This window comes from Salmonella sp. 741265073_HBA, assembly GCF_046569105.1.
In the GTDB taxonomy this organism is placed as follows: Bacteria; Pseudomonadota; Gammaproteobacteria; order Enterobacterales; family Enterobacteriaceae; genus Salmonella; species Salmonella enterica.
This window is the reverse complement of the sequence record NZ_JBKFRY010000010.1, coordinates 1-11539: the sequence shown is the minus strand read 5'-3', so window position 1 is coordinate 11539 and position 11539 is coordinate 1. Positions and strand designations below refer to the sequence as shown.

The 11539-nt window shown below is 55.0% G+C and carries 12 protein-coding genes, 1 pseudogene and 1 other annotated feature; of the genes and pseudogenes, 3 read left to right on the top strand and 10 right to left on the bottom strand.

Features of this window, described 5'->3' with window-relative positions; translation table 11 throughout:
- Positions 1–54: 54 nt before the first annotated feature.
- Positions 55–978 (bottom strand): DNA-binding transcriptional regulator DsdC, encoded by a 924-nt coding sequence (dsdC, locus tag ACLD3P_RS14235; RefSeq protein ID WP_001522218.1) that lies wholly within the window; start codon positions 976–978, stop codon positions 55–57.
- Between the two features lie 225 nt (positions 979–1203).
- On the opposite strand from dsdC, the gene dsdX reads away from it, so the two are divergent.
- A complete protein-coding gene (dsdX, locus tag ACLD3P_RS14230; protein WP_000543317.1) occupies positions 1204–2541 on the top strand; it encodes a D-serine transporter DsdX in 1338 nt (445 codons plus the stop codon).
- Between the two features lie 17 nt (positions 2542–2558).
- Positions 2559–3881, top strand: coding sequence for a D-serine ammonia-lyase (gene dsdA / locus ACLD3P_RS14225; protein ID WP_079982166.1), 1323 nt, complete (start codon positions 2559–2561; stop codon positions 3879–3881).
- Between the two features lie 81 nt (positions 3882–3962).
- Here dsdA and ACLD3P_RS14220 read toward each other — a convergent pair whose 3' ends face one another.
- The 6 genes from ACLD3P_RS14220 to ibpA all read right to left on the bottom strand — a co-directional run bounded on the left by ACLD3P_RS14220 (position 3963) and on the right by ibpA (position 8433).
- Positions 3963–4493 (bottom strand): radical SAM protein, encoded by a 531-nt coding sequence (locus ACLD3P_RS14220; RefSeq protein WP_000147830.1) that lies wholly within the window; start codon positions 4491–4493, stop codon positions 3963–3965.
- The gene (locus ACLD3P_RS14215; protein WP_001113454.1) at positions 4490–4852 is read right to left on the bottom strand and encodes a DUF202 domain-containing protein; all 363 of its coding nucleotides are present in this window, start codon (positions 4850–4852) and stop codon (positions 4490–4492) included. The genes ACLD3P_RS14220 and ACLD3P_RS14215 overlap by 4 nt, the downstream gene beginning before the upstream one ends.
- Positions 4842–5189, bottom strand: coding sequence for a YidH family protein (locus tag ACLD3P_RS14210; RefSeq protein WP_000703964.1), 348 nt, complete (start codon positions 5187–5189; stop codon positions 4842–4844). Before ACLD3P_RS14210 ends, ACLD3P_RS14215 begins: the two co-directional genes overlap by 11 nt.
- A gap of 442 nt (positions 5190–5631) precedes the next feature.
- Positions 5632–7293: a putative transporter gene (locus tag ACLD3P_RS14205; protein ID WP_063916960.1), complete on the bottom strand. Its 1662-nt coding sequence runs from the start codon at positions 7291–7293 to the stop codon at positions 5632–5634.
- Positions 7294–7481: 188 nt separating this feature from the next.
- Entirely contained in the window at positions 7482–7910 is a 429-nt protein-coding gene (gene ibpB, locus ACLD3P_RS14200) for a small heat shock chaperone IbpB (protein ID WP_001246919.1), read from the bottom strand.
- A gap of 109 nt (positions 7911–8019) precedes the next feature.
- Positions 8020–8433: a small heat shock chaperone IbpA gene (gene ibpA, locus ACLD3P_RS14195; RefSeq protein ID WP_080083144.1), complete on the bottom strand. Its 414-nt coding sequence runs from the start codon at positions 8431–8433 to the stop codon at positions 8020–8022.
- Positions 8427–8500: a sequence feature (ROSE (Repression Of Heat Shock gene Expression) occurs in the 5'-region of heat shock genes and acts as an RNA thermometer to modulate expression.), on the bottom strand. (Overlaps the previous gene by 7 nt.)
- 242 nt (positions 8501–8742) lie before the next feature.
- Here ibpA and ACLD3P_RS14190 point away from each other — a divergent pair.
- On the top strand, positions 8743–9075 hold the full coding sequence (locus tag ACLD3P_RS14190; RefSeq protein WP_001675643.1) for a YceK/YidQ family lipoprotein: 333 nt from the start codon (positions 8743–8745) through the stop codon (positions 9073–9075).
- 1 nt (position 9076) lies between these two features.
- Here the strand turns inward: ACLD3P_RS14190 and ACLD3P_RS14185 are convergent, their stop codons facing one another.
- The 3 genes and pseudogenes from ACLD3P_RS14185 to ACLD3P_RS14175 all read right to left on the bottom strand — a co-directional run.
- Positions 9077–10303 carry a DUF3748 domain-containing protein gene (locus tag ACLD3P_RS14185; protein ID WP_411006480.1) on the bottom strand — a complete coding sequence of 409 codons (1227 nt, stop codon included), beginning with the start codon at positions 10301–10303 and terminating at the stop codon, positions 9077–9079.
- Positions 10304–10424: 121 nt separating this feature from the next.
- A complete protein-coding gene (locus tag ACLD3P_RS14180) occupies positions 10425–11468 on the bottom strand; it encodes a cytochrome c-type biogenesis protein CcmH (RefSeq protein ID WP_411006481.1) in 1044 nt (347 codons plus the stop codon).
- A pseudogene (locus tag ACLD3P_RS14175) lies at positions 11465–11539 on the bottom strand (hypothetical protein); the annotation flags it as partial. The gene ACLD3P_RS14180 and the pseudogene ACLD3P_RS14175, both read right to left, overlap by 4 nt.

Genomic DNA, 11539 nt, shown 5'->3' with positions numbered 1-11539 from the left:
ACGTATTTAGCATATTCACTCCCGGCAGGTGTAGCGGCAAAGCGTAATAAATCTTCACACCTGTTCCTGCAACCAGCGAATAAATGCCTCGATTTTCGGCCACTGCCTGCCAGGCAGAGTGGTGACATAATAATGCTGATGACATTTCAGCCTCATGTCACCAAAAGGCGCAATCAGTTCACCGCTGTCGAGACGCTTTTGCACCAGCCGTTTACGCCCCATCGCCACGCCAATGTGGTTCATCGCGGCAATCACCGCTAAATCAGAACGATCGAAGCCAATGCCGGATGAATCCGGCAAATTTACTGCAAAATGCTGCGCCCAACTGTGCCACTCATCGGTGCCAGAATCGTTACTCCACGCCTGTCTGTCGTGTAAGAGCGTACAGTGCCGCAGGTTATTCAGGTTGTCCTGCAAGGCGAAACGATGGGCGTAATCCGGGCTGCAAACGGGCAAAATTGCCTCATCCATTAAAAAATGGTGCGTGAGCTGCGCCGACGGCGCATCGTCAAAATAGATAGCCAGGTCAATGCCGGCACGCTGTAGGTTAACGTTATCGTTGCCGGTCAGCATAGTGAGAGAAATTGACGGATAGCGACGGGTAAAGTCCCCCAGCGCGGGCACCAGCCAGCACTGGGCGATAGAGGGACGGGAATACACGGTCAGCGTGCCGGACAGTTCCTGATTTTTGATATCGAGGATTTCCTGATTCAACGTATCCAGCGACGATTTCAGCGCCCAGAATACCCGTTTGCCTTCATGGGTAAGCTCCACCTTACGGTGAGAGCGGACAAATAGCTGGATTCCCAACTCGGCTTCCAGTTGATTGATACGATGGCTTACCGCACTGGGGCTTAACGACAGCTCATCTGCCGCCAGAGCAAAGGACTGGTGTCTGGCCGCGACTTCAAAAGTATAGAGTTTGGATAACTGCCAACCGTTGAGTAAGCGGTTTCGGGTATCGCGAAGGGGTTCCATGGCAACCTCAGTCATCTTTTAATTTCCCGAAGTGTAAAAAAACACGCTGAAAAAATCCGCACATAGATGAAGCAAAATGAACCATATCGCAAAATAAAGGCAATATTAGATGGAAATCACATAGTTGATTCAATTTACATCATGTGAATGGCAAATTATATCGTTTGTCAGGGGGTGCTGTTTTTCTGTCCAATAAGAACAGATTAATCACAGGGTAGGTGAGATATGCACGCTCAAATCTGGGTAGTGAGCACGCTGCTGATCAGCATCGTGTTAATCGTATTGACCATCGTGAAGTTTAAATTCCACCCCTTCCTGGCGTTACTGCTCGCCAGTTTCTTTGTCGGCGCGATGATGGGCATGGGGCCGCTGGAGATGGTCACGGCGATAGAAAACGGAATAGGCGGTACGCTCGGTTTTCTGGCCGCCGTTATCGGTCTTGGCACCATCCTCGGCAAAATGATGGAGGTTTCCGGCGCGGCGGAACGCATCGGGCTTACGCTCCAGCGCTGCCGCTGGCTCTCTGCTGACGTGATCATGGTACTGGTGGGGCTGATTTGCGGTATCACGTTGTTCGTGGAAGTGGGCGTCGTGTTGCTCATCCCACTGGCGTTTTCTATCGCTAAAAAGACCCATACCTCGCTGCTGAAGCTGGCCATTCCGCTGTGTACCGCGCTGATGGCCGTCCATTGCGTGGTACCGCCGCATCCGGCTGCGCTGTTTGTCGCAAATAAACTGGGGGCGGATATTGGCTCGGTGATTGTCTACGGTCTGCTGGTCGGGCTGATGGCCTCATTGGTCGGCGGCCCGCTGTTCTTAAAGTTTCTGGGTAATCGTCTGCCGTTCAAGCCCGTACCGACAGAGTTTGCGGATCTTGAAGTGCGCGCCGAAAACACCCTGCCGTCGCTGGGCGCAACGCTGTTTACCGTTCTGCTGCCGATTGGCCTGATGCTGGTGAAAACCGTCGCTGAACTGAATATGGCGAAAGACGGCACGTTGTATACGCTGCTGGAGTTTATCGGTAATCCGATCACCGCGATGTTTATCGCTGTCTTTGTGGCGTATTACATACTCGGTCTGCGCCAGCATATGGGTATGAGCGCGCTACTTACCCACACCGAAAACGGCTTTGGCGCCATTGCGAACATCCTGCTGATTATCGGCGCGGGCGGCGCGTTCAACGCCATTCTCAAAAGTAGCGGGCTGGCGGACACGCTGGCGGTGATCCTCTCAAATATGCATATGCACCCGATTCTGCTGGCATGGCTGGTAGCGCTGATTCTGCACGCGGCGGTCGGCTCTGCGACGGTGGCGATGATGGGCGCCACCGCGATTGTTGCGCCCATGCTGCCGCTCTATCCTGACGTCAGCCCGGAGATCATTGCGATTGCCATTGGTTCCGGCGCCATTGGCTGCACGATCGTGACCGATTCCCTGTTCTGGCTGGTCAAGCAGTATTGCGGCGCTACGCTGAATGAAACGTTTAAATACTATACGACGGCCACGTTTATCGCATCTGTCGTTGCACTGGCTGGCACATTCCTGCTTTCCTTTATCATCTGATCGTAAAGAGACGTACTATGGAAAACATACAAAAGCTCATCGCCCGGTATCCTTTGGTCGAGGATCTGGTCGCCCTCAAAGAAACCACCTGGTTTAACCCGGGCACCACCTCTCTTGCACAAGGTCTACCGTATGTCGGCCTGACGGAGCAGGACGTAAACGCCGCCCATGACCGTCTGGCGCGCTTTGCGCCGTATCTGGCGAAAGCGTTTCCGCAAACCGCTGCCGCTGGCGGCATGATCGAATCTGACGTGGTCGCTATTCCGGCCATGCAAAAGCGGCTGGAAAAAGAGTATGGGCAAACGATCGACGGTGAAATGCTGTTAAAAAAAGACAGTCACCTGGCAATCTCTGGTTCCATTAAAGCGCGCGGCGGCATCTACGAGGTGCTAACGCACGCGGAAAAACTGGCGCTGGAGGCGGGTCTGTTAACCACCGACGATGACTATAGCGTGTTGCTTTCGCCGGAATTTAAACAATTCTTCAGCCAGTACAGTATCGCCGTCGGTTCAACCGGCAATCTGGGGCTATCGATCGGTATCATGAGCGCCTGCATCGGTTTTAAAGTGACGGTACATATGTCTGCCGACGCCCGCGCCTGGAAAAAAGCGAAGCTGCGTAGCCACGGCGTGACGGTCGTGGAATACGAGGATGATTACGGCGTGGCGGTTGAGCAGGGCCGAAAAGCAGCGCAATCCGATCCAAACTGTTTCTTTATCGACGATGAAAACTCCCGCACGCTATTTCTGGGCTATGCGGTAGCGGGTCAACGTCTGAAAGCGCAATTCGCGCAGCAGGGACGCGTCGTTGACGCCAGCCACCCACTGTTTGTTTATCTACCGTGCGGCGTTGGCGGCGGCCCTGGCGGCGTCGCCTTTGGCCTGAAACTGGCGTTTGGCGACAACGTCCACTGTTTCTTTGCCGAACCGACCCATTCACCCTGCATGTTACTCGGCGTTTATACTGGTCTGCACGATGCCATCTCAGTACAAGATATCGGTATTGATAACCTGACGGCGGCTGACGGCCTGGCGGTAGGTCGCGCTTCGGGGTTTGTTGGTCGGGCAATGGAGCGTCTGCTTGACGGCCTTTATACCTTAGACGATCAAACAATGTATGACATGCTGGGCTGGCTGGCGCAGGAGGAAGGAATTCGACTGGAGCCATCAGCTCTGGCGGGGATGGCCGGGCCACAGCGCATTTGCGCCGCCGCCGAGTATCAGCAAAGGCATGGATTCAGTCAGACGCAGCTCGGCAACGCGACGCATCTGGTATGGGCAACCGGGGGCGGCATGGTGCCGGAGGATGAAATGGAACAATACCTGGCAAAAGGACGCTAATACTCGCTCAGTGCCGGAAAGACGGCTGCGCCATCCGGCACGCCATCGCCTGATGGCGCTACGCTTATCAGGCCTGTGACGCTAACGCAGCATCGCCATCAACTCCTCCGGCGAGCGATGCTGCTTCAGTAAATCCCGCATCACCCGCATATGCGGCGAGGAGTAGTTAAAAAAGGTCTGGTAGCCCTCGCAAAGCTGATTTTTCCCCTGGCTATCCCGATGCTCAGGGCATCCGCCGCCGCAAAATCGTAATAAAGAACACTTCTGACATTCAGCGCTTAGCGGCGCCTTGTCCGGCGCTTCAGCGCCATTCCTGCCGCCGCACCACTGCTGTAGCGTCTCATCAAAAAGGCGAACCGAGATACGCTGAATATCTTCACGTACCCAAATATCAAATACGCTATTTAAAAACCGCCCCCAGTCTGCTGAACACAATGAATCCTCGGTCAACATTCCGTTCCGGTCATGTTCCAACAATGGGATAAAATGGACATTGCGAATGCCGAGCCGTTGTAAGTTACGGTACAGTTGCTGAGGGCGCTGGCTATTCTGGCGATTTACGACGACCTGAATCTGGTCATCACTCACGACAATGTCCTGACGTCCTGTCATATAAAATTCCCGATAAATGCAATAAGTTGGCGAATATGGGTAACAGCAAACAGGATTGCGAGCGACAACACCGCGAGGGAGATCAAAAATTTGTCACGCACGACATGAGTTTCGGAAAAATCGCTATGCGCGACATCCATCAAATTACGACTCAGGGTATAACGCCAAAGAATCACCGCCACTATCGCCAGAACGCTGATCGACACCCAGAACAAGAACCCCGCCTGATGCCAGTGGTGCCTGACGGCTAACGCCATTAACGCCCCGTATCCCAGCAGCGTGCGAAACCAGGCCAGTGACGTACGTTCCGGTTGCAGCCCCGGATCGTTCTGCCGACGGGCTTTACGACTATCCGGCATACAGTACCAGCCCCATTACTATCACCGCGACAATCATCAAAATAACGCTGATGATCAACAGGCTATGGGTATAGGGCAAATCCTCTTTCAGACGCATCGCTTTTTCATTACGTAACCAGCGTAGATAGCCATAAATCGCCAGGCCGCCCGCAAACAGACACAACAGTAGCGCCAGCAGTTCACGGATCACCGGCGTGGCAAAATCCGGGGCGAGCTGATCAAGACCGACGCCTGCCGCCAGAAATCCCAGCGAGGTGCGAATCCACGCCAGAAAGGTACGCTCATTTGCCAGCGAGAAGCGATAATCCGGCGCTTCTCCGAGGCGGGAAATCTTCATGACGACTCCTTTTACGTTCTTATGTATTCCCGTTCGTTTTCAGAATACCACTCACGTTGTTGCTGATATGCTTCACATTATCCCGCAGCAAGGGAATCTTATTGCAAAATAACTGTAGTTCACTGGTGACGTGTTTCGGCACAACCGCGCTCATTCCCGCTATTTTTCATTTCAGTTGCGACCTTTTTCAACGCCACCGCCAGGAAAGGCATTATTGCCGAATTAAAAGCTGAAAAACTACCCGTCGCGACGAAAAAAAAGGCGATGAAGATTGATAACTAACTGAAAAAATTGGAATTATGCTCGTTGCCATTACGCTGATTAGCGCGTTCATTGAGGAAAGAGATAAGAAGAAGAGCAGAAGTGTGACCGGTGCGGCGCGCGTTATCCAGCCTGGATTTAACACAGTGCATAGGCCGGATAAGCAACGCGCCATCAGGCGCTAACCCATTCCCCAAAAAATCACCGCCAGCAGTTGTGGCGTGATAATACGCAGGAACATCACTAACGGATAGACGGTCGCGTAAGAGAGCGCCGCCGCGCCGCTGGTGGCATGAAGATTGTTGGCAAATGCCAGCGCTGGCGGATCGGTCATCGAACCGGCCAGCATCCCGCACAGCGTCAGATAGTTCATTTTGGCAAAAATCCGCGCCAGCAAACCGACGGTAATCAGCGGAATAGCGGTGATGAAAATACCATAGCCAATCCAGCTTAATCCTTCGCCCTGCGTCAGCGTATCGACAAAATCGCCGCCGGATTTCAGCCCAACGACTGCCAAAAACAAAACGATGCCTAACTCACGCAGCGCGAGGTTGGCGCTCGGCGGCATAAACCAGTACAGCTTACCGATGCTGCCGATACGCCCCAAAATGAGCGCCATGATTAGCGGCCCGCCGGCCAGCCCCAGTTTTAACGCGACCGGGAATCCCGGCACAAACAACGGGATTGACCCAAGCAGAACCCCTAATCCGATGCCGATAAACACCGGCAGCATCTGCACCTGCTGGAGTTTTTGTTGCGCGTTGCCGACCACATTGGCTACCGCATCAATCGAGGCTGGACGCCCCACCAGATTGAGAATGTCGCCAAACTGCAGGCTAGCGTCGCTACTGGCGACCAGTTCAACGCCCGCGCGGTTAAGACGGGAGATAACCACGTCATAACGCTCTTTAAAGTGCAAATCGCGGATACGTTTGCCGAGCACTTTTTCGTTGGTGACGACCACACGCTCGACGCGTAAATCCGTGCCGCGCGTCGACAACGAGGTGTCCACTTCCTTGCCGATCACCAGTTGCGCGTTATGCAGGTCGGTAGATTGGCCGACGAGGTGCAGCAGGTCGCCTGCCTGGATAATCGTCCCCGGCGACGGCACCATCAGCGTGTCGTCGCGTTTCAGGCGTGAGCAAATGATTTTATCGCTGTTCAGGATCGGCACATCCTGGATAGCCATATTATTGAGGTTCGGATTCTCGACACGGATATTCATTGTTTGAATTAATGTATGACCGTTAGCGAGAGAGGATTCATGCTTCTGCGCCTCCGCCTCGACGTTAACGCGAAAAATCAGCCGCATCAGCCACATGGTGAGCAAAATACCGCAGATGCCAAACGGATACGCCATCGCATAGCTCATCCCCATCTGATCCACCAGATCCACTGGCGTTCCCAGATCGCGCAGGATTTGCTGACCCGCCCCTAACGCAGGCGTATTGGTGACTGCGCCGGAGAAAATCCCCAGCACCACTGGCAGCGGAATAGCGAAAATTTTATGCAGAATCGCGGTGACCAACCCGCCCATAATCACAATCAGAACAGCAAACAGATTGAGACGCAGCCCGGAAACGCGCAGCGAGGCGAAAAATCCCGGCCCCACCTGTATGCCGATGGTATAAACAAAAAGGATCAGGCCGAATTCCTGGATAAAGTGCAGCATATCGCCGCTCAGCGTCACCCCAGCCTGATCGACGAAGTGGCCGACGATAATACCGCCGAACAACACACCGCCAATACCAAAGCCGACACCGCGCACTTTAATGTTGCCGATCCATAAACCGACAACCGCCACCAACGCCAGAACGCTGACCGTCAATGCGATATCACTCATCTTCTCTTCCCTGTGAGTAACATTTCAATTTATAGGGATTATGACTGAACCGTTAAGGCATATATACAGCATGGCGCACATTCTCATGTTACAAAACCGCCCAGACGTCCTGACTTCGGCAGCGTCTTACCCTTTTTCGTGGCACAAAAAAGCCCCGCCATCTCTGGCGGGGCAAGGCAAGGAGCTCATTAGCTATTTAATGCGGAGCGTTCGTTAATGGCGATACGCTGCGGCGCAATGGTTTCCGGCTCGTTACGGGTTAAATCAATATGCAGCAGGCCGTTGGTAAAGGTCGCGCCGGAAACTTCCATATTTTCAGCCAGCGTAAAGCTCAGGCTAAAAGGCTGCATGACCAGGCCCTGATGTAACCATTTTGGCTCGTTTTCCGGCTGTTCCGGCGTGCCTTTCACCGTCAGGCGCGTGCCTTCCAGTTGAATATCCAGATCTTCCTGACGGAAACCGGCTAACGCTAAGGTAATGCGATAATGGTTATCGTCGCTTTTTTCGATGTTATAGGGCGGGAAGCTCTGGCTTTCGCCGCTGTTTTGCAGCGCATTGGCCAGCTTGTCAAAACCGATCCATTGACGCAGCAGTGGGGATAAATCGTAGTTACGCATAATCATTTCTCCTTCTAAGAAGCGAGTTTTTACCTTCACACTTTACGTGCGAATATGCTCCCTGACGGCGAGCATGGGATGACAGGCCGCGCGACGCGACCTGACGGAATCAGTTAATTTCGATACGGCGCGGTTTGTTCGCTTCCGGAATCACGCGCTCCAGCTCGATATACAGCAGCCCGTTGACCAGGTTTGCGCCGCGAACGTGAATGTTCTCCGCTAACTGGAACTTACGCTCAAAGTTACGCTCGGCAATGCCCTGATACAGGTAAGTACGTTCTTTCTGCTCGTCCGCATGAGCGCCTTTTATCACCAGTAAATTATCCTGGGCAGTAATCTCCAGTTCGCTTTCTGCGAAACCGGCAACGGCAATGGCGATGCGGTAGTGGTTTTCGTCTACCAGCTCAACGTTGTACGGAGGGTAGCCGCCATTACTTTGGCTTTGGTTATTTTCAAGCAGGTTAAACAGACGGTCAAAACCGATGGCAGAACGGTACAGCGGGGATAAATCAAAGTTACGCATAATCATAAACTCCTGAAATCAGCGAGAATGTCAGACCTTCCATCATGGACAGGCCAGGATTGCCAGAACACCCATCAGGCGTGCCCTTCTATTCACTACGTCTTATAAATGGGTCTGAATACGTACTTTTCAAGTATTTTAATCCGACTTTTTTTTGCAGTTTATTGGCTATTGCATAGACTGGTTGGGACAGCACTGATTGTTAAAGTGCGATTACCGCCACAGTGCCACGTACTGGTGATGTTATTTTTAGCAACGGATCGCTATAACTCATCATGCAAATAACGACAACCAACAGATGAATGAGTGATGATAAAAAACGTGTGGTTAACGCTGATAATATGGAATGGGATGCTTTTATTAGGCGGTTGTTCAAGCGTCATGTCGCACACCGGCGGTAAAGAGGGTACTTATCCTGGCACGCGCGCCAGCGCTACGATGATCGGTAACGATGAGACAAACTGGGGCACAAAATCGTTGGCCATCCTGGATATGCCGTTTACCGCCGTGATGGATACGATCCTTCTGCCGTGGGACATCTTCCGCAAAGACAGTTCGGTAAGATCGCGCGTCGAGAAAAGCGAGGAGGAGACGAAAATGACCAATGCCGTCATCCCCCCGGCGAAGATGCCTCCTCCCTGATTTATCGCCCGGTTTCCGTCACCCATAGCTGACGGAACCCTTTCACCTCTTCCATCCATGCGACGTGTCGCCCATCCGGTGAAAAAACGACGGCGTCCGCAGACGGCGGGTTGTCGTGCCTGGCGGTTAAGAAGTCGATCCTCCCACTTTGTGCGTCGCAGCAGGCAATCCGGTTTTCCAGCACCAGTCCCAGCCATTTACCCGACGGATGCCAGTTAAACGCTGACTGTACGCCGGTCGCATGATGCGTTAACTGCCGGGGCTCGCCTCCCTGAGGCGATATCAGCCACAGTTGCGCTACGCCGTTATCGTCCCGCATCAAAAAGGCGATCGCCGTCGCCTGCGGATTACTGCGGACCCAGTGGCGCGGTTCGTTAGTGAGTCCAGGATAAACACGCTGGTGAGTGAAGGTAAGACGCCGCTGAACTACGCCCAACGGCGGCGATGGCATCGTTGATTCGGTTCCCGTCAGCGGCGTGTCGCCTGCCTGTTTCCAGCCGTTTTCATGACACGGTAAATCGACAATAAACAGCTCCGGGACTTTTTTGCCCGTCAGCGACAGCGTATCGCCAATAAAGGCGATCTGGCGGTTGCCCACCCAGCCCTCTTCATAGGCGCGGTTAATGTCATCGCTACCAGGTCTCGGCGCCGGCGTCGTGCGGCTAACCAGTACGCACCAGTAGCTACCGCTGTATTCGCGCGGATGCTGAACCGGCACCGTTACCGGCCCATACGGCACGGCCACGCCGACATTACGCAGATCCAGCGCCGGATCGCGCTCATGCAGAACGTGGTCATTATAGGTAAAACTCACCAGCTCGCCGTTCGGGCTAAATACATGGACGTGGCTGCCGCCGCGCAGCGCGCCGGGAGTATACGGCGCAGTAATATCCATCGCATCGAGGTTAGTCACGCCCCCCGGCGTTGCAATAACGCCCCGACGGTGGTGGAAATCGTAATGCCACGTCTCATCAGGGTTTTCAGGGCCATGAATAAACACATAGTGATTGTCGGCAGGATGCACCGTCACCACACCGACATGCGCGCCCTGCACGGCGCGATAAATCACCTCCACGTCGCCGGTATGCACATTGACACGCTCAATAGTCTTGCCCGTAAATGACGCGCCTGAAGGCCGCACATCAAAGACCAGCCACTGGCTGTCAGGTGTCCAGGTATTGGTGTTGGTAAGCTGGTGATGGTGCGGCGTAAAAGTGATTTGTTTCATGGGATGTCCTGATAAGAGACGATGCTCGTCATCATACTGCACACGGGCTTCACTTTCAGGCTTTAGCGTATCGTTGGGATAGCCAGGCCCGATGGCGCCACGCCACCGGGCCGTCAGGGTCTTATTTCTCCTGCGCCAGCCGGATACTGCGCTCTATCACCGCCCGCCGGGCGTCACCCGCCGGCAGTAACTTCAGCATCATCTCCCAGGCCGCCACCGCCTCGCCAAAACGCTGCTGCTCAAAGGCGTTAAACGCATACAGGCTTAACACCCGGATATCCGTGTGGTCACGGCTCACCAGCCGGCGCAGCAGCTCCCCGCCGCGGCGGTTATCCTCCGGGTCGGACGAGCGCGTCAGCGCCTCCGCGTAGCCCAGCGCCGCATCGCTGTTTTTCGGGTCCAGACGGTAAGCGTTCGCATACGCCCCGGTGGCGGTACCGGCATTACCCAGTACCATACCGGTGCGTCCCAGCATGAGCCAGCCCTCAACATTGCCGGCATCATTCTGCAGGCGGGTGCGCAGCCCCAGCGCCAGCCGCGCCATCTCCTCCTCATTCAGCGGCTGCGCCTGCGGGTCCAGCGCCCGCGCCAGCAGCCCGGGCGTCTGCGCCGTCGCCTGCTGCCAGGCCCTGACCTGCTGATAGCTGCCGGTCAGGGCGTAGCTGCCGGCGCCGACCGCCAGCGCAATGACGGCCCCCGGCACGTAAACGCCCCACCCGGCGCGCGCGCCGCAAACCGGGGTGTCCGCCGGCAGCGGCTCCCGGCGCAGGCGCACCCGCCGGCGCGTGCGGGCGACGATTATCCACCCGCCCGCCACGATGGCGGCCAGAGGCAGCACCCACAGCAGCACCGTCAGCGGGGTCAGCGGCGGGTCGTAGGTGACGAAGTTGCCGTAGCGCGCCACCATGTAATCGATGATTTCCTGGCGGCTCCTCCCCTCCTGCATCAGGTCATACACCCTGCGGCGCATGTCGGTGGCTATCATCGCGTTCGAGTCCGCAATGCTGTTGTTCTGGCATTTCGGGCAGCGCAGCTGCTCCGTGAGCTGGCGGAACTGCTGCTCCTGCGCTTCATCTTTAAACGGCATCACGTCGGTGGTCGCCCGCGCTGACCCGGCGATAACCAGCGCCAGCATCAGCATCACCATGCCCGGTAACAGTCTCATTGCGCCGCCTCCCGGCTGTATCTGTCCCACAGCGGTTTCAGTTCACTTTCCCATACCCGGGCATTCAAATC

Coding starts and splice junctions, on each gene's coding strand:
- dsdA (WP_079982166.1), top strand. CDS start 2,559: ATGGAAAACATACAAAAGCTCATCGCCCGGTATCCTTTGGTCGAGGAT.
- ACLD3P_RS14180 (WP_411006481.1), bottom strand. CDS start 11,468: ATGAGACTGTTACCGGGCATGGTGATGCTGATGCTGGCGCTGGTTATC.
- ACLD3P_RS14205 (WP_063916960.1), bottom strand. CDS start 7,293: ATGAGTGATATCGCATTGACGGTCAGCGTTCTGGCGTTGGTGGCGGTT.
- ACLD3P_RS14190 (WP_001675643.1), top strand. CDS start 8,743: ATGATAAAAAACGTGTGGTTAACGCTGATAATATGGAATGGGATGCTT.
- ibpB (WP_001246919.1), bottom strand. CDS start 7,910: ATGCGTAACTACGATTTATCCCCACTGCTGCGTCAATGGATCGGTTTT.
- dsdX (WP_000543317.1), top strand. CDS start 1,204: ATGCACGCTCAAATCTGGGTAGTGAGCACGCTGCTGATCAGCATCGTG.
- ibpA (WP_080083144.1), bottom strand. CDS start 8,433: ATGCGTAACTTTGATTTATCCCCGCTGTACCGTTCTGCCATCGGTTTT.
- ACLD3P_RS14185 (WP_411006480.1), bottom strand. CDS start 10,303: ATGAAACAAATCACTTTTACGCCGCACCATCACCAGCTTACCAACACC.
- ACLD3P_RS14215 (WP_001113454.1), bottom strand. CDS start 4,852: ATGCCGGATAGTCGTAAAGCCCGTCGGCAGAACGATCCGGGGCTGCAA.
- ACLD3P_RS14220 (WP_000147830.1), bottom strand. CDS start 4,493: ATGACAGGACGTCAGGACATTGTCGTGAGTGATGACCAGATTCAGGTC.
- dsdC (WP_001522218.1), bottom strand. CDS start 978: ATGGAACCCCTTCGCGATACCCGAAACCGCTTACTCAACGGTTGGCAG.
- ACLD3P_RS14210 (WP_000703964.1), bottom strand. CDS start 5,189: ATGAAGATTTCCCGCCTCGGAGAAGCGCCGGATTATCGCTTCTCGCTG.